We start from the raw sequence: 16927 nt of genomic DNA, 5'->3' as shown, positions 1-16927 counted from the left end.
CGCAGTTGTCAACTGAGTGACAGTGATTTTTCAATACCGGTGCTATGCTGGTCGGCACCAGCCCCGCCCACAGGGAGCAGCAGATTTTCAATCAGGAGACACACCATGACACCCGATTTCAACACCGGCCTGGGCAAGAACAGCGCCAACTATGCCGCCCTTACCCCGCTCGACTATATCGCCAGGGCAGCCGAAGTATATGGCAATCGCCTGGCAATTGCACATGGCGGCGTGCGCCAGAACTGGCGCGACACCTATGCCCGCACGCGCCGGCTCGCATCCAGCCTGGCGAAACTGGGCGTGGGCAAAGGCGACACGGTGGCCGTGATGCTGCCCAATACGCCCGCCATGGTGGAGGCGAGCTTTGGCGTGCCGATGGCCGGCGCCGTGCTCAACGCCCTGAATATCCGTCTCGACCTGGCCTCGCTGACCTTCATGCTGCGCCACGGCCAGGCCAAGGTCCTGCTGGCCGATACCGAATTTGCCGAGCTGGCGCGCCAGATGGCGGCACAGATTCCCGGCCTGCGCGTGATCCAGGTCAATGACGAACTGGGGCCGCAGGTGGAAGCGTTTGCCGAGCTCGACTACGAAAGCCTGCTGGCCGGCGGCGACCCCGATTACGCCTGGCAGCCGCCCGCCGACGAATGGGATGCGATCGCCCTCAACTACACGTCCGGCACCACGGGCGACCCGAAAGGCGTGGTCTACCACCACCGTGGCGCAGCGCTGAACGCCCTGTCGAACATCCTCGAATGGGACATGCCCAAGCATGCCGTCTATCTGTGGACCTTGCCGATGTTCCATTGCAATGGCTGGTGCTTTCCCTGGACCATCGCCGCGCGCGCCGGCGTCAATGTGTGCCTGCGCAAGTTCGAGCCGAAGCTGGTGTTCGACCTGATGCGCGAACTGCGCGTCACCCATTATTGCGCGGCGCCCATCGTGCATGCGGGGCTGGCCAATGCGCCGGCCGGCTGGCGCGAGGGCATCGACTGGACCGTGCGCGGCATGGTGGCGGGCGCACCGCCGCCAGCGGCCATGGTGGCGCGCATCGAAGAAATGGGGTTTGACCTGATCCACTCGTATGGCCTGACGGAAGTCTATGGCCCGGCCGCCATCTGCGCCGAGCAGGAGGAATGGGCCGCGCTGTCGCCGGAAGACCGGGCCGTGAAAAAATCGCGCCAGGGCGTGCGCTACCACCTGCAAAGCGAAGTGGCCGTGCTCGATCCGGAGACCATGCAGCCGGTGGCGAATGACGGCGAACAGATCGGCGAAATCATGTTCCGTGGGAATATCTGCATGAAGGGCTACCTGAAAAACGAGAAAGCCACGCAGGACGCGTTTGCCGGCGGCTGGTTCCATACGGGCGACCTGGGCGTGCGCTATCCGGACGGCTATATCAAGCTGAAGGACCGCAGCAAGGACATCATCATCTCAGGCGGAGAGAACATCTCCAGCGTGGAAGTGGAAGACGCCCTGTATCACCACCCGCAGGTGCTGGCCGCCGCCGTGATCGCCCAGCCCGACGAAAAATGGGGCGAGACGCCCTGCGCATTCGTGGAACTGCGCGAGGGCGCCAGTGTCACGGAAGCCGAACTGATCGCGTTTTGCAAGAACAACCTGGCCGGCTTCAAGGTACCGAAAGCAATCTATTTCGGTCCCCTGCCCCGCACCTCGACCGGCAAGATCCAGAAGTTCGAACTGCGCAAGCGCATGCAGTCCGACAAGGCAATCGACGTCTGAAGCGCCTCAGGGCTGGGCGGCCGGCTGCGCCACCACCAGCCGTGAAAAGCTGGCGATGCAGGCCAGCGCCGCAAAGCCCGCCGCCAGCAACAAGGCATAGCTGGTGCCGCGCGTGGCTGAAACGGTAAAACAGTAGGCCACCAGCGCGGCGCCGGTGGCCTGGCCGACCAGGCGCGAGGTGGCGACCACGCCGCTGGCGCCGCCACTGCGCTCGGGTGGCGCGCTGCCCATGATGGCTTTCAGGTTGGGCGCCTGGAAAAAGCCGAAACCGATGCCGCACAGCGCCATGCGCCAGCCGATATCGACCACGCCGGGGTTGGCCGGTATCCACACTAGGGTCAGCAGGCCGGTGGCCAGCGCCGCCAGGCCGATGCCGCCCAGCAGGCCCGACGAATAGCGGTCGCTGAGACGCCCGGCAATCGGCGCCATCACCGCCACCAGCACGGCCCACGGCGTCATCAAAAAGCCCGTCTCGATCGGCGAGCGGCCCAGGGTCACTTCAAAATAGAATGGCAGCGACACGAACGCCAGGCCTTGCGCGGCAAAGGTGCAGATCGCCGTCATCGACGACAAAAAGAACAGCGGCCGGCGAAACAGGTCGACCGGCAACATCGGCGCCTGGTGGCCGCTTTGCCGGCGCAGCAGCAGGATAAAGAAGAGTACCACCGCCACCAGCTCTGGCAGCAAGGTGGTCCATGGCGCATGGTGGGCGGCGTCGCCGAACAGTAAAATCAGCAAACCGAAGGCGCCCACGTTGTACAGCGCCGTGCGGCCATCCATTGTATGACCGGACAAGCGGGTGGCCGGCAGCATGCGGCGGGCCAGGAAAAACCCGGCCACGCCGAGCGGCACGTTGATGGCGAACAGCCACGGCCACGACGCGGTCGCCAGGATCAGCGAGGCGGCCGTGGGGCCGATGGCAAACGCCACCGCGACCACCAGCGCATTATTGCCGAAGGCCCGGCCCTGCAGATGCCTGGGGTACAGCACGCGCAGCAGCGCCGTGTTGACGCTCATCATGGCGCTGGCGCCGACGCCTTGAAACAGGCGCGCCACCACCAGCGAGGGCAGCGACCAGGCCATGGCGCAGGCCAGCGAGGCCAGGGTGAACAGCAACATGCCGGAGATAAACACGCGGCGGTAGCCGACGATCTCGCCCAGGGCAGAAAACGGCAGCAGGGTCGCCACCATCGCCAGCTGGTACACATTGACGATCCACACCGAGGCCGCCGGCGTCGTATGCAGTTCGCTGGCGATGGCCGGCAAGGCCGTATTGGCGATCGCCGTATCGAGCGAGGCCATGCCCACGCCGATGGCCAGCGACAACATGGCCCAGCCGCGCGCACCGGGCGGCAAGCCATCCTCGCCCACCATCACTGCCTGCTTTACTTCTGACAATCGATCACCTTGAAATCCTTCGAGTAGCAGATGCGCAGCTCGCCCGAGTGTTTTTCGTAACCGAGCCAGCGGCCTTTCAGCTGCGGATTGTGTTCCTTCATCCACTGGAACAACTCGTTCTTCGGCATGGTAGTGGCAGGCAATTTCAGGGCCTGGAACAATTCACGCTCCTTCTCGAAATATTCCTTGGCCGTGCCGAAATCGCAGGCGCCATGCTTTTCCCATTCGCCCTGCAGCAATGCTTCACCGGGCTGCATGCACATATAAGGCAGGATCTCGGACGGCGCCAGTTTCGGCAGGTTGCCCTTGCAATAGCGCGGATGCAGGTCCGTCTTGCGCGGCGGCGTGACGGAAAGATCGTCGCAGCTGGCCGGGTTGGCGGACTGCGCCCACAGGCCGTGCACGATCCAGCCAAAGTGATTGCTTTCCGCGCACTGGAAGGCGGCCTTTTTGGAAATCTCGCCGCGGCGGCGCTGGCTGTCGCAAAAGCCGGGCGACCACGACAGCGCCAGCATGAAGTAATCGGTGGGCACGTTGGTGCTCTGCTTGTAGCAGGTATTTTTTTCGTCCGACGGCTTGACGTCGTAGTCGGCAAAGCTGATATTGCGTGGCGCCACACACTGGGCGTCGGCAGCGTGCGCCAGGCCGCTGGCCAGGCTCAATAACAAAGGCAGGATAAAGCGCAGTTGCATGGGATTTCCTTCAACGATGTAAAAACGCCGGCAACATGGTGCCGGCGCAGTGTGATTCAAACACGGTAAATCAGCAGACCTTGTGCATCCAGCCGTGCGTGTCGGCGGCCGTGCCGTGCTGCAGGCCCAGCAGGGCTTCGCGCAGGGCCAGGGTGACGGCGCCGTTCTCGTTGTTGTTGATGGTCATTTCAAAGCCATTGGCCTTGGCCACGCCGACCGGCGTGATGACGGCGGCCGTGCCGCAGGCAAACACTTCGGTCATGCGGCCCGAAGCGATATCGTCGCGCCATTGCTGTACCGACAGCTTGCGCTCTTCGGTGGCATAGCCCAGGTCTTTCGCCATTTCCAGCAGGCTGCGGCGGGTAATGCCAGGCAGCAAGGTGCCCGTCAGTTCCGGCGTGACCACCGTCACCTTGTCGCCGTCCTTGTAGACGAAGAACAAATTCATGCCGCCCATCTCTTCGATGAATTCGCGGTGCACGGCGTCCAGCCAGACCACCTGGTCGCAGCCCTTCTCTTGCGCTTGCGACTGGGCCATCAGGCTGGCCGCATAGTTGCCGGCGCACTTGGCTTCACCGGTGCCGCCCGGCGCGGCGCGCACGAAGTCTTCGCTGATCCATACGGTGACCGGTTTCACGCCTTGCGGGAAATAGGCGCCGGCAGGCGAGGCGAACAGCACGAACAGGTATTCTTCCGACGGACGCACGCCCAGGTAAGGGTCGGTGGCGATCATCAGTGGACGCATGTACAGGCTCTCGCCGGTCTTGCCCGGCACCCAGTTGCGGTCGATGGAAATGAGCGCGTCGCCCGCTTCCAGGAACAGGTCGACGGGAATGGCCGGCATGGCCAGGCGCGCGGCACTGCGGTTGAAGCGTTCTGCGTTCTGTTCAGGACGGAAGGTCTTGATGCTGCCGTCGGGCTGGGCAAACGCCTTGTAGCCTTCGAAAATGGCCTGGCCGTAGTGCAGCGACGAGGCCGACGGGTCCAGCATCAACGGGCCGTAGGCTTTCAGTTCGCCCTGCTGCCACTTGCCGTCGCGGTAAGGAATCACCACCATATGATCGGTAAACACGCGGCCAAAGGCCGGCTTGTTCATGCGCTCGCCGCGTTCGGCGTCGGACAGGGGGTGGGCGGAAGGCGTGATGGTGATGTTCGGTGTGGACGTGGTCATGGCGGCAAGCTACAAAAAAAGAGAGTCAGCTATTGTAGCGCCAAAGCGGCGGATGGGGCAGATGGCGTCGCTATCGCCGGCCAGGCACGTCTTCCGCACAACTGGCGCAGCGCATCTGCACCGACAGCACCCGGGCGCCGATTTCCATGCCGTGCAAGGCGGCGGTGCCGCGCAGCTGCTCGATCAGCGCGGCATCCTGCATCAGCACGCTGCGTTCGCAGACCCGGCACACCAGGTAGCAGCTGTCCGTCTCGACCCGGTCGGCCTTGATCAGGTAGCGCGCCTTGTTGCCGCTGGCACTGGCCTCGCGTTCACGCAGCAGCAGGCCTGACTGCTCCATTTCCTTGAGCACGCGGTAAATCGTGCCCAGGCTGACCGCGATGCCGATCTGCAGCAGTTGCTGGTAGATGCTTTCCGCATTCAGGGCGGCGCGCTCGCTGGCGGATAATATTTGCAGGATGCAGACGCGGGCGCTGGTCGGGCGCAGCCGCGCGGCGCGCAGGCGTTCGAAAATACGGCTATCGCCGCCTGGCATGGAATGGGCACCGGCCATCGGCATATTGCTCCTCCTGGTGATGAAAAAAGCGCCGCCGCTCGGCTGGCGGCGCTGATGAGGACGATCAAAACTTCATGTTGGCCGTCAGCGTGGCCGAACGGCCCGGCGCCACGCCGGCGTAGTGCGGCGAGGAGACCTTGTCGAAGTACAGCTTGTCGGTCAGGTTCTGCACGTTCAGCTGCAGGGTGACGTTGCGGCTGACGATATAGCTGGCCATGGCATCGAAGCGGGTGTAGGCCGGCGCGAACTTGTTGTTGGCCACCGACGCGTAGACCTTGTCGACATAGTTGACGCCGCCGCCGATGGTGATGGCCGGCGTGACCGCATACGAGGTCCACAGCGAGGCACTGTTTTTCGGCGTGGTCGGGAACTGGTTGCCGTTGTACGGCGACGGCGCATATTGCGTCACGCCATTGACCACGCCATTCGTGACGTAGCCGTTGTTTTTCACGATGGCGTTCAGGTGCGTGTAGCCGCCGAATACCGACCAGTCGCGCGTGATATTGCCGCTCACGCCCAGCTCGATGCCCTTGACTTCCTTGTCGCCCACGTTTTGTGTGGTGCCGTCCGGCGCCGTCACGCGCGCATTGCTCATATTGCTCTGGAAATAGGCGCCGCTCAGGGACAGGCGGCCGCCCGGCAGCACTTCCCATTTCGTGCCCAGTTCGAAACTCTTGCTTTCCTGCGGTTTCAGGTTCTGGATCGCCGCCGTCAATCCATCGAGGCCGTCGCCGCCGTCATTGCCCGGTGGCGTGGACGAGGTGCCGTACGACACGTAGACGCTGCTGTTGGTCGAGGGCTTGTACACCAGTCCCGCCTGGTAGCTGGCGAAGGTGGCGTGCACATTGGCGCTGCTGGCGTTGGTGACCTTGCCGTCCAGCGTGTATTGCGGCACGTTCAGGGCGCTCTTGTAGTCGTCCCAGCGGATGCCCAGGTTCAGCAGCCATTGCGGCGTGAATTCCAGCGTGTCGAAACCATACACGGAACGCGTGTTGGTGACCACATTGGTGCGGGCCGGCGACACCGTGCGCGTGTAGACCCACGGATCGTTGGCGTTCGGGTTCAACAATGGCGCGCAGTTGTAGCCGGTGACGGCGCCCGACACCTTGCACACGGTCGTGTTATCGACCAGGTTGTTGGTGCCCGGCTTGAAGATATACGAGCTGCGGCCGGTTTCCTCGCGGCTCAGTTCCATGCCCACCGTATAGGTGTTTTTCACGCCCGCAGCAAAAAACTCACCGCCCAGGCTGGTGGCGTTGGCCAGCGCATCGGTATCGGTGACGCGCGTGTTGGCGCGGCGCCAGACGGTGCCGTACAACATGGTGTTGCCTTTCGAATCGTCGGGCTGGGTCCAGACGTAGTCGTTGCTGGTCTTGCCGTAGCGCGTGACATTGCGCAGCACCAGCTTGCCGCCGAAATCGTGGCGCAGGTCGATGGTGCCGATATCGCTTTGCGTGTCGCGGAAGTCGCGGTTGACCAGGCCATAGAAGGTATTGCGCGGCACGTCGACGGGGGTGCCGTTGCCGTTTTTCGCCACGTTGACACCGGACGAGAACGGATTATTGAACGGCAAGCCCGTGTCGGGCAGTTCGCTCGACTGCATGTGGTAGTAGCTGAGCGTGGCTTGCGTGGCGGATTTCAGGCCGAAGGTGACGGATGGCGCGATGCCCCAGCGGTCGCCATTGATGAAGTCGCGGCCCGCCACATGGGCGTCATGCGCCATCACGTTCAGGCGCACGGCCACGTCGTCGCTGACGACGCGGTTCAGGTCCGCCGTGGCGCGGCGGTATTTGGCGCTGCCCAGGGCGATGGAGGCATTGGTGAAATTGTCCGCTTTCGGCGTCTTGCTGATCAGGTTGACGCCACCGCCCGCCGACGAACGGCCACCGTAGGCCGAGTTCGGGCCCTTGACGACTTCGATCTGTTCCAGCGCGAAGATCTCGCGCGATTGCGAGCCGGTGTCGCGGATGCCGTCGATATAGGTGTCGGTCTGGGCGTTGTAGCCGCGAATGAACAGGTTGTCGCCGACCGGGTTGCCGCCTTCGCCGGCGCCGATGGTAATGCCGGGCACGGTGCGCAGCGCATCCGTCAGCGAGACGGCGCCCGTTTGCGCAATGATTTCGGCCGGAATCACGGTCACCGATTTCGGCGTGTCGAGCAGCGGCGCGGTCAGCTTGTCCGAGGCCGATTTCACGGGCGCCTGGATCAGGCGCTCGGCGGTGCCGACCACCTTGACTTCCTGCAGTTGCTGCGGCTTGTCCACCGTTTGCGCGTGCGCGGCGAACGGCAGGGCCAGGGTGGCAAAGGCGGCCAGCGCGGTGCCGTGCATGCGCGGTGCGGAAGACGGCTGGTGCTTGCGGCTGCGGATAATGGCGCCAGGCTTGCTGGTGCGTGCTGTGTCTTTCGAGGTCATCGCTTTTCTTTCAGTATGTCGGATGAATGAATAATGGCTGGCTACCGCACGCGCGCGGCTGGCTGGCTATGGAATGCAAGATGCGGAATGCTGCAAATTAAAACTTCCACGCCGCCGTCATGCGCAGCGCGCGCGGCGAACCGGGCGCGATGTTGTCGTTGCTGTGGGCGGAGGCGTAGTAGGTTTTGTCCGTCAGGTTTTCCAGGTTCAGCTGCAGCTGGAAGGACGGGTTCGGCTTGAAATAGAAGGCGCCGTCAAGGCGGGCGTAGCCGGGCAAGGTGACCGTGTTCGAGGCCGAGGCATACACGGCGCTGCGGGCGACCAGGCCCAGCGCCAAGCCCCAGGCGGGAGAGAAATCGTAGCGGTTCCACAGCGACAGGCTGTGGCGCGGCACATGGGCCACTTGCGCGCCATCCTGGGCGCTGGCCGACTGCGTGGCCGCCAGCACGGCATGCTGCAGCGCATAGCCGCCGGCGATGCTCCAGGCTTCGTTGATTTTTCCGTTCAGATCGAGTTCCAGTCCCTCGCTGCGCTGGCCGTCGACCAGGATCGCGCGCAGCATATCGTCCGGGTCGGTCACGGCCACATTGCTGCGCGCCAGGCGGTATAGCGCCGCGCTGGCCGCCAGGCCGGGCCGGATTTCCCATTTGGCGCCCAGTTCCAGGTTGCGGAAACGCTCGGGTTCGAACACGGCGTTGGACGGCGTGAGCGAGGCCAGCTGTTCGCCCGCGCGCGGCAGGAAAGACTGGCTGGCGCTGGCGTACAGGGACAGCGTTGCCACCGGTTGATAGATGACGGCCGCGCGCGGCGACCAGGGCCGGTCCGTGCGGGCGATCACGGCGCCATTGCGGCGGTTGCGAAAGTCGACGGCGAAGCGTTCATGGCGCAGCCCGGCAATCAGCTGCCATTGCGGCGACAGCCGCAGCTGGTCCTGCAGATAAACCGCGTTTGTGTCGGCCACGCCGTGGTTGTCGGCGTCGGTGGCGCTGGGGCGGAACGTGATGGGCAAGTCCGTTACCGGATGGCTGGTCGGCAGCAGGATATGCGTGACGTCGTTGCCCAGGCTGGTGAAATAGCCGGTATTGCGCAGATTGTCTGTGCTCTGCCGGCCCAGTTCCAGGCCGGCCAGCAGGCGGTGGCGCACGGCGCCGCTGTCGACCGTCCACTCGACATCGGTCTGGTTGAACAGATTGCGCCGCCGCGTGGCGCTGTTATAGGCCAGCACCGTGACGCTGGCGCCGTCCGCGCTGACGGCACTGGGAAAGGCATTCTGGTACAGCTTGTCGTAGTCGGCCAGGCGGGTACGGTTGCGCAACACGGCGCCGCCGGCAAAGCCGTGCTCGACGATGGAGCTGAGAGCATCGATGCGCGCCCATGACGGGCTGGCGCCGGCCTTGCCGAAAAACGTCGAGCGGCCGGTCTCGAATGGCCGGCCCTGGTACGACGGCACACCCCGGTCGGTGACGCGGTCGTCGCGAAAATGTTCATAGTTCAGCTGCACGCTGGTGGCGGCAATCGGACGCCATGCCAGGGCCGGGTTGATGGCGGCGCGGCGCAGATTCACGCCGTCGCGAAACGAGGCGCTGTTGTCCAGCAAGGCGTTGACGCGCACGCTGGCCGCCTCGCCGATCACCTGCTCCACATCGGCGGTGGCGCGCCGGCTGCGCCAGGCGCCCAGGCTCAGCGTGGCCTCGCCGCCGTCGCGCCATTGCGGCTGCTTGGTGGCGCGGTTGATGATGCCGCCCCCGCCGCCGCGGCCAAACACCATGGCGTTCGGTCCCTTGACGGCTTCGACCCGTTCGATATTGTAGAAGTCGCGGTAGTACTGCACGTCGTCGCGCATGCCGTCGAGGTAAAAATCCGAGGTCGAGCTGTTGCCGCGAAACACGGCCGTGTCGCGGTTGCCCTCGCCGGCCGCCGTGCCCACGCCCGGCATATAACGCATGGCGTCGGCCATGGTGCGCATGTCCTGGTCGCGTATCAGCTCGGCCGTGACCACGCTGACCGCCTGCGGCGTGTCGCGCCAGGCCGTCTCGCTGCGGCTGGCGGTGGATGAACTGCCGCGCAGGTAGCCGGCCTCCTGGCTGCCGGTGACGCTGACAGCCGGCAGCGTTTGCCAGTCCAGCGCGGCGCGCGGCGGCGTGGAGACCGGCGCCAGGCGCACGATGTAACTGCCGTCAGGCAGTTGCACCGCGATCAGGCCGGTACCCGCCAACAATTGCCGCAAGCCCTCGGCGGTCGCCACGGTGGCATTGACGCCGCCGCTGTTCTTGCCCTGCGTCAGGCTGCCCTCGGCCGACAGCAGGATGCCCGCCTGGCCGGCGAACTGGCGCAGCGCCAGGCCCAGCGGCGCCGGCGCGATGCGGTAGCTGCGCGCCGTGTCCGCCGCCTGCGTCACGCACGGCAGCGCCAGCAAGGCGGCCGTCAGGCACAAGGGCAGCAGGCGGCGCTGAAATCGCAGGGAACAAGGGGGCAACGGCACGGTTTCTTTCTCACATCATGGCAAGGTTATTCTCCATTGCCAAGCGAACGCGCAAAAAGGGAACCGCCGCGTGAAAAATATTCTATTTATTTTGCGCCAGCGGTTCGACCGTCACCCACCAGTCGTGCAGACGGCGCACCTTGACGGGCAAGGTGGCCTCCAGCGCGGCCAGGATGCGATCGGTATCGGCCAGCGGGTAGCTGCCGACCAGGCGCAGATGGGCCACTTCGGGCGCGCAGCCCAGGTGGCCGCGCCGGTAGCGCGACAATTGCGCGAGGAAATCGTCGAGCCGCATCTGGTCGGGCACCAGGCGATGTTCGGTCCAGGCGGCGGCATTCGGATCGAGGGCAAACGGCTGGCCGGCGCCATCGGCGGACAGGCGCAGCCGCAAGCCGGCCGGCACGATGCGGGTGGCGCCCCCATCGCGCGGCGCCGCTTCCACCCTGCCCTCGTAGACGGCAAGCAAGGTGGCGTCGCCATCGGGCCGCACGGTAAAGCGCGTGCCCAGCGCGCGCAGGCGGCCGTGCACGGTATCGACCACCAGCGGGCGGGCCGGCAGATGGTCGTCCCTGGCCGAGTCGAGCAGGATCTCGCCGCCATGCAGGGCGATGCGGCGCAGGCTGGCGGTGTAGTCGATATCGAGCGCGCTGGCCGTATTGAGCCACAGTTGCGAGCCGTCAGGCAGGGCCGTGCGGCGGATTTCGCCCACCCGCGTCTGTTGACCGGCCCGCACGCCGGCGATCCAGGCGCGCGTATCGCGGCGCAGCAGGCCGGCGCCGCCCAGGCCCGTTGCCAGGCACAGGGTCAGCAAGCCTTTGACCAGGCGGCGGCGCTGCGCTTCGCGCGCGCGCGGCCCGGCATCGTCGAGCGCCATGCGGGCCGGCTCGCCGGGCAGCACGCGAAATTCGGCGCTGACCGCTTCCACCCTGCGCCAGGCGGCCTGGTGCGCGGGAGAACTGGCATGCCAGCGGGCCCAGGCCTGCCGCTCGGCCTGGCCGGCGTCTTCGCCGCGCAGCACGGCAAACCACTCGGCCGCCTCCTGCAGAATGGCGTAGTCAGGCATCATCCATGCACAACATGCATTGCAGCATGGCCTGCGCCATGTATTTCTTGACCATCCGCTCCGATACTTCCAGCTGCACGGCGATCTGGGCATAGGTCAGGCCGTCGATCTGCGCCAGCAAGAAAGCCTGGCGCGCACGCGGCGACAGGGTGTCGAGCATGGCGTCGATGCGGCACAGGGTTTCCACCACCAGCGCACGCTCTTCGGGCGACGGCGCCGTCAACTCGGGACGGCTGGCCAGGGCGGCCAGGAAGGTGCGTTCCAGGGTCAGCCGGCGCCAGTGGTTGACCAGCAAGCCATTGGCCACCGTGCTCAGGTAGGCGCGCGGCTCGCGCAGGCTGTCGGCCGACTGCGCCGCCAGCATGCGCACGAAGGTGTCCTGCGCCAGGTCGGCCGCGCCATCGCGGCAGCCAAGCTTGCGCCACAGCCAGTTGTACAGCCAGCCATGGTGGCTGGCGTACAGGGCGGAAAATACATCGGCGGCGGGAGACAGTGTGGACACGGGGAGACGACTCAAGGGAAAGACCGCTGGCGGCCCGATCAACATGATCGATGACATATGAATGAGAACTATTTGCATTTTCACATAATCGGGCGTGCTTGTAAATTGGCCTGCCGGCGACTGCCGCCATCGAACAACATTTTCCGGCGCAGCTTTTTTACGAATGGTTCTCATTTGCGATAATATGTCAGCCTTTCTCGTTCATGATGCGCGTTCCAGCTGCGCGCAGACGCCATCGAAAGCCCATTGATGACTATTTCTTCCCTGCCCCAGCCCCGCGCCGGCAACGATACCACCGCGCCGGCCAGGCCACAGGCCGCGCCCGCCGCCACGCGGCAACGGCGTTTATTGCCGGACTGGACCTGGAAGCAGGTCTGGTTCCAGCTGCACTGGTTTATCGGGATTACAGCCGGCACCGTGTTGATGATCATCGGCTTGAGCGGTGCGACCATTTCGTTCAAGGATGAATTGCTGGATGTGATGAATCCCGGCGTGCGCCATGTGCCGGTGGAAACGCGCGCCGCGCTCACGCCCGGCCAGCTGGCCAGCGTGGCGGCCGCCGAACACGGCCAGCGGGTCGCGTCCATCACTGTGTATGCCGAGCCTGGCGCCGCGCCGCGCGTGTTCTTTGCGCCGAAGGCCGGCCAGCGCCGTGGCGAATCCGTATATGTGCACCCGTACACGGGCGCGACCCGGCCGGCGTTGCAGGGCGCGGGCTTTTTCGAGTGGACCGAATCGCTGCACCGCTGGCTGCTGCTGCCGCGCGAACCGGGCCGCCAGGTACTGGGCGCGCTGGCGCTGTGCCTGCTGGGCCTGGCGCTGTCGGGCCTGTACCTGCGCTGGCCGCGCCGCCCGCTCGACTGGCGCACCTGGCTGACGTTCGATCCGGCCCTGAAAGGCCGCTCGTTTTTATGGAACCTGCACTCGGTGATCGGCACCTGGTGCCTGGTGGTGTATGTGATGCTGACCTTGACCGGCTTGTACTGGAGCTACGATATCGTGCGCGACAATATCGACGCCTGGGCCGGCAAGCCGCCGCGCGTGGCGCAGGCGCCCGCCAAACCAGGACCGGCACGCGAGAAAAAGCCGGAAACGGCGCGCGCCGCGATAGACACGGCCCTGGCCTGGAATACGTTCCAGCAACGCGCCGGCGCCTGGACCCTGGCCACCGTGCGCATGCCGACGCGCCCAAACGACACCGTGCAGTTCACCTGGCTGGCGGCCGACGCGCCGCACGACCGCGCGCGCAGCACCATGGCCATCTCGCCGGCCGACGGCAGCATCACCGAAGACAAGCCGTATGGCCAGCAGGGGCAAGGTTCGCGCTTGGTCAGCATTATCTACCCGCTGCACATGGGCACTTATTTCGGTTTGCCGGGGCGCATTATCGTTACCGTCGCCAGCCTGTGCATGCCGCTGTTCGGCATCACCGGCTGGATGTTGTACCTGGGCCGGCGCAAGGCCAAGCGCGCCGTCGCCGCCCAGCGCGCCATGCTGGGCGCCGGCGCGCCCGGCCCCCATGTCAGCGCCCTGCCGACCCTGGTGGCCTACGCCAGCCAGTCGGGCCAGGCCGAAAGGCTGGCGCTGGAAAGCGCGCGCGCCCTGCAGCAGGCCGGCGTGCCGGTCGACGTGCAGTCGCTCGATCAATTATCTCCCGCCCAGCTGCGCCAGTACGAACGGGCGCTGATCGTCGCCAGCACCTTTGGCGAGGGCGAAGCGCCGGACGGCACGCGCCGCTTTGCGCGCTTGCTCGATGACAGCAAGGCGCCCGCCCTGGCCGGCCTGGAATTTGGCTTGCTGGCCCTCGGTGACCGCCATTACAGCGAGTTCTGCGGCTTCGGCCATGCGCTGGACTTGCGCCTGCAAGCCCTGGGCGCGACGCCGCTGTTCCCGCTGATCGAAGTCGACAAGCACGACGCCCACGCGCTGGCCGCCTGGTCGCAGGCGCTGGCGCGCACCAGCGGCAGCCCGATCGACGCCATCGGCCGCCAGGAGGAAGCGTCCTATGCAGCGTGGCGTCTGACGCGCCGCGTGCTGCTCAATCCCGGCAGCCAGGGTGGCCAGCTGTTTGAAATCGGCTTGTCCGGCCCTGCCGGCGCCAGCTGGGAAGCCGGCGCGCTGGCGGAAATCATCGCGTGCAATATCGATGGCAGCGAAGGCGAAGACAGCGGCGGCAGCGTGCCGCATGCGCCGCGCAGCTATTCGCTGGCGTCCATGCCGCACGATGGCGAACTGCAACTGCTGGTGCGCCAGGAACGCCACCAGGGCGAGAACAATGGCGGCTATGGCGTGGCCTCGGGCTGGCTGACGCAGTTCGCGCCGCTGGGCGGCGAGATCCGCCTGCGGCTGCAAGCGAACCCGGCCTTCGCGCCGGCGCTGAGCGAAGTGCCGTGCATCTATATCGGCAACGGCTCGGGCCTGGCCGGCCTGCGTTCCCATTTGCGTGCGCGCCGGCAGGCGGGGCTGGCACGCAACTGGCTGCTGTTCGGCGAGCGCCAGCGGAGCGCCGACAGCGTCTGCGCCGAGGAACTGGAAGCGTGGCTGCAAAACGGCCACCTGGCGCGCCTGGACCGCACCTTTTCGCGCGATGGCGACCACAAGGAATATGTGCAGGACCGCCTGCGCAGTGAAGCCGCTGAATTGCGCGCCTGGCTGCTGGACGGCGCCATCGTGTATGTCTGCGGCAGCCTGCAGGGCATGGCGGCCGGCGTCGATGCGGTACTGCTGGAGGTGCTGGGCCAGGAGGGCCTGGACGACTTGCGCGCGCAAGGACGCTACCGCCGCGACGTTTATTGATCTGGCACAAACGATGATCAAACCCGGCGCCCTGTGTGGGGCGCCGCACGGTAGTGCCACGCCATCGGACTACAGTGGGGCCATCTTTCCACTGTGAGGTGTGCCATGAAAAACCCCTGGATGAGCATGTACCTGAGCGCCGCCAACCGCGTCGCCAACACGGCGCGCGGCCATGCGACGGCCGCCATCAAGCGTGAAGCGGCAAAGAACACGCGGCAGCTGACGCAGGTATGGTTCGATTCCTTCCTGCCGGCGGCGGGCAAGCCGCGCAAGGGCCGCAAGGCAAAGTAGCGGCGAGGAAAAGTAGCTGCAAGGCAGGCCACGGCTTGGTGCAGTGCATCACAGCAATAAGTTGAACTTATCGCCATCTGACCTAAACTGCAAGCATGATGTCATCGCAAACCGGCTGGCGCCGCATCCCCGCGCCGCCGCCGGCCTGCCGGGAGATGATCATGTTGACGCTCAAAGTGCTGGCCTGCCTTGCCCTGTCGTCCCTGATGCTGGTGCCGGTGATGCTGCACCGGTCCAGTCCCTCGCTGGCGCAAGTGTTGCAGACGCCGAATGTCGATGCCCATGCCATGTGGTCGCACTGGCCACAACGCTGACGCGCTGATGGCCGTTATCTGCGTTTGATCCCATTGAACTTTTGATCCAGATCATGGATTTTCACGTTCAGCGCGCCCACACTTGAAAAGCCCGGTCAGCCCGACCATGGGCTGACACAGGAGCTGGCATGTTGACATCTCAATGGAAACAGGACATGGCGCTGGGCGTTCCCGCCATCGACGAGGCGCACGAAGCGCTGTTTGACGAACTGGCGCGGCTGGCGCAGTTGGCCGACCCGCAATTCAGCGTGGGCTTTCGCGAGTTGATCGCGGCCGTGGAACGCGATTTCCGCGAGGAAGAAGACCTGATGGAGGCAATCGGCTTTCCCTCGCTGGCCAACCACCGCGAGCAGCATGCGCGCGTGCTCAGCGGCCTGCACCACGCCTGGGCCGCCGTCGACGAGGGCGACGTGGAACAGGGCCGCCATGCGCTGACCCTGCTGCCGCAATGGCTGCTGTTTCACCAGGCCACGATGGACCTGGCACTGGCCGCGGCGCTGGAACTGGTCCATCGCCAGCCTAGTTGATGACGCCCAAGCAAACCTGCTGCGCGTCGGTGTTGTCAGGCGTCGTAAAGCTTACAGGATAAGTACCGTTGCCTGCTCGGGCATGACCAGGCGGTAATGGCCCGGATATTTGTCTTCGCCATCGAACATCTTGCAATACACGGGCTGGTTGATGTCGTTGACGGCGGCATCGTTCATCGGCAGGGTGGCGATCAGCTGCTGGTCCTGCATCAGTTGCAGGGCGCTGCCCCGCTCGGGTGTGCAAAAGGCCAGCGACTGCACTTCGCTGGCAAACAGGCGCTTGTACCATGGCGTGATCGCATGCACGGCCAGCCTGGCGTCGTGCAGGACGTGCGCCACCCGCGCCACCGTCCAGGCGTCGCGCGGCACCGAGGGCTGGATCACCATATTGGCCGTCAATTCCCCCTTGCCCTTGTTGACCAGGAAACTGCCGCCCTGGGCGGCGATCTCGTCATTGATCGGCACGATAAAGACACCGCCCTCGCCCACCTTGATCGCCACCGGCGCGCCATCGCCCTGCAGCGCCACGCGCACATCGTCGATGGTGGCGCTGAGCTTGGCCGGGATCAGCCGCAAGGCCATCACCACATTGCCGCGCGATACCTGCCACACTTTTTTTGCCGTCAGATAGCTGTCGCGATAGGCCGTGAAGCGCACGCGCGGCGGTGCCGCCATATTGCTGGCCGTCACCGTCACCGACTGCGGCGTCACTTCCAGCAGTTCCGCCGCCACGGGTTCCGGTGCGGGTACGGCCGGGGTGGCGTCTTGCGCCGGCGGGGCGGCGGGTGCGGGAGTGGCCGGCAGTTCCTGCTGCTGCTGCGGCAGCGGCGGCTGTTCCTGCACCGTCACGGCCGGCGGCGGCGTCTGCGCTTCCTGCGCATGGCCAGGCGACATGGCGCACAGCCATCCGGCACAGGCGATCCCGATCCCGATTCTTCTACGCATGCAATTCCTTCATCTGGCAAATATCCTGTCTGCATTA

Annotated in this window: 14 protein-coding genes; 5 read left to right on the top strand and 9 right to left on the bottom strand. The window is 65.5% G+C overall.

Features of this window, described 5'->3' with window-relative positions; genetic code table 11:
• The first annotated feature begins 105 nt into the window (after positions 1-105).
• Positions 106-1740, top strand: coding sequence for an acyl-CoA synthetase (locus tag ACP7B7_RS05880; protein WP_308920228.1), 1635 nt, complete (start codon positions 106-108; stop codon positions 1738-1740).
• Between the two features lie 6 nt (positions 1741-1746).
• Here the strand turns inward: ACP7B7_RS05880 and ACP7B7_RS05875 are convergent, their stop codons facing one another.
• The 8 genes from ACP7B7_RS05875 to ACP7B7_RS05840 form a co-directional block, all read right to left on the bottom strand.
• The gene (locus ACP7B7_RS05875) at positions 1747-3114 is read right to left on the bottom strand and encodes an MFS transporter (RefSeq protein ID WP_308925735.1); all 1368 of its coding nucleotides are present in this window, start codon (positions 3112-3114) and stop codon (positions 1747-1749) included.
• Positions 3115-3125: 11 nt separating this feature from the next.
• On the bottom strand, positions 3126-3830 hold the full coding sequence (locus ACP7B7_RS05870; RefSeq protein ID WP_308920227.1) for a ribonuclease T2 family protein: 705 nt from the start codon (positions 3828-3830) through the stop codon (positions 3126-3128).
• Positions 3831-3900: 70 nt separating this feature from the next.
• Complete coding sequence (locus ACP7B7_RS05865) at positions 3901-5001, bottom strand: branched-chain amino acid aminotransferase (RefSeq protein WP_308920226.1); 1101 nt, start codon at positions 4999-5001, stop codon at positions 3901-3903.
• A gap of 70 nt (positions 5002-5071) precedes the next feature.
• Positions 5072-5560, bottom strand: coding sequence for a Fur family transcriptional regulator (locus tag ACP7B7_RS05860; protein WP_308920225.1), 489 nt, complete (start codon positions 5558-5560; stop codon positions 5072-5074).
• 61 nt (positions 5561-5621) lie between these two features.
• Positions 5622-7970, bottom strand: coding sequence for a TonB-dependent receptor (locus ACP7B7_RS05855; RefSeq protein WP_308920224.1), 2349 nt, complete (start codon positions 7968-7970; stop codon positions 5622-5624).
• Between the two features lie 97 nt (positions 7971-8067).
• Positions 8068-10452: a TonB-dependent siderophore receptor gene (locus ACP7B7_RS05850; RefSeq protein WP_426076010.1), complete on the bottom strand. Its 2385-nt coding sequence runs from the start codon at positions 10450-10452 to the stop codon at positions 8068-8070.
• Positions 10453-10534: 82 nt separating this feature from the next.
• Positions 10535-11518, bottom strand: a complete 984-nt coding sequence (locus ACP7B7_RS05845; protein WP_426076009.1) for a FecR domain-containing protein — start codon at positions 11516-11518, stop codon at positions 10535-10537.
• Positions 11508-12017, bottom strand: coding sequence for a sigma-70 family RNA polymerase sigma factor (locus ACP7B7_RS05840; RefSeq protein ID WP_426076008.1), 510 nt, complete (start codon positions 12015-12017; stop codon positions 11508-11510). The genes ACP7B7_RS05845 and ACP7B7_RS05840 overlap by 11 nt, the downstream gene beginning before the upstream one ends.
• A 249-nt stretch (positions 12018-12266) precedes the next feature.
• On the opposite strand from ACP7B7_RS05840, the gene ACP7B7_RS05835 reads away from it, so the two are divergent.
• The 4 genes from ACP7B7_RS05835 to ACP7B7_RS05820 all read left to right on the top strand — a co-directional run bounded on the left by ACP7B7_RS05835 (position 12267) and on the right by ACP7B7_RS05820 (position 15945).
• The gene (locus ACP7B7_RS05835; RefSeq protein WP_426076007.1) at positions 12267-14813 is read left to right on the top strand and encodes a PepSY domain-containing protein; all 2547 of its coding nucleotides are present in this window, start codon (positions 12267-12269) and stop codon (positions 14811-14813) included.
• 105 nt (positions 14814-14918) lie between these two features.
• Positions 14919-15104, top strand: a complete 186-nt coding sequence (locus ACP7B7_RS05830; protein WP_426076006.1) for a hypothetical protein — start codon at positions 14919-14921, stop codon at positions 15102-15104.
• 161 nt (positions 15105-15265) lie between these two features.
• Positions 15266-15418: a hypothetical protein gene (locus tag ACP7B7_RS05825; protein ID WP_426076005.1), complete on the top strand. Its 153-nt coding sequence runs from the start codon at positions 15266-15268 to the stop codon at positions 15416-15418.
• Between the two features lie 128 nt (positions 15419-15546).
• A complete protein-coding gene (locus ACP7B7_RS05820; protein ID WP_426076004.1) occupies positions 15547-15945 on the top strand; it encodes a bacteriohemerythrin in 399 nt (132 codons plus the stop codon).
• A 51-nt stretch (positions 15946-15996) separates the two neighbouring features.
• On the opposite strand, the gene ACP7B7_RS05815 is transcribed toward ACP7B7_RS05820, so the two are convergent.
• Positions 15997-16890, bottom strand: a complete 894-nt coding sequence (locus tag ACP7B7_RS05815) for a hypothetical protein (protein WP_426076003.1) — start codon at positions 16888-16890, stop codon at positions 15997-15999.
• Positions 16891-16927 lie beyond the last annotated feature (37 nt).

This window comes from Janthinobacterium sp. PSPC3-1, assembly GCF_049896105.1.
Taxonomy (GTDB): domain Bacteria; phylum Pseudomonadota; class Gammaproteobacteria; order Burkholderiales; family Burkholderiaceae_D; genus Janthinobacterium.
This window is presented reverse-complemented; position numbering and strand designations above follow the sequence as displayed.

Bases quoted from the DNA above. Each gene is read 5' to 3' on its own strand.
- ACP7B7_RS05865 (WP_308920226.1), bottom strand. From the start codon at position 5,001: ATGACCACGTCCACACCGAACATCACCATCACGCCTTCCGCCCACCCC.
- ACP7B7_RS05815 (WP_426076003.1), bottom strand. From the start codon at position 16,890: ATGCGTAGAAGAATCGGGATCGGGATCGCCTGTGCCGGATGGCTGTGC.
- ACP7B7_RS05875 (WP_308925735.1), bottom strand. From the start codon at position 3,114: ATGGTGGGCGAGGATGGCTTGCCGCCCGGTGCGCGCGGCTGGGCCATG.
- ACP7B7_RS05870 (WP_308920227.1), bottom strand. From the start codon at position 3,830: ATGCAACTGCGCTTTATCCTGCCTTTGTTATTGAGCCTGGCCAGCGGC.
- ACP7B7_RS05860 (WP_308920225.1), bottom strand. From the start codon at position 5,560: ATGCCGATGGCCGGTGCCCATTCCATGCCAGGCGGCGATAGCCGTATT.
- ACP7B7_RS05830 (WP_426076006.1), top strand. From the start codon at position 14,919: ATGAAAAACCCCTGGATGAGCATGTACCTGAGCGCCGCCAACCGCGTC.
- ACP7B7_RS05880 (WP_308920228.1), top strand. From the start codon at position 106: ATGACACCCGATTTCAACACCGGCCTGGGCAAGAACAGCGCCAACTAT.
- ACP7B7_RS05825 (WP_426076005.1), top strand. From the start codon at position 15,266: ATGTTGACGCTCAAAGTGCTGGCCTGCCTTGCCCTGTCGTCCCTGATG.
- ACP7B7_RS05855 (WP_308920224.1), bottom strand. From the start codon at position 7,970: ATGACCTCGAAAGACACAGCACGCACCAGCAAGCCTGGCGCCATTATC.
- ACP7B7_RS05835 (WP_426076007.1), top strand. From the start codon at position 12,267: ATGACTATTTCTTCCCTGCCCCAGCCCCGCGCCGGCAACGATACCACC.
- ACP7B7_RS05845 (WP_426076009.1), bottom strand. From the start codon at position 11,518: ATGATGCCTGACTACGCCATTCTGCAGGAGGCGGCCGAGTGGTTTGCC.
- ACP7B7_RS05820 (WP_426076004.1), top strand. From the start codon at position 15,547: ATGTTGACATCTCAATGGAAACAGGACATGGCGCTGGGCGTTCCCGCC.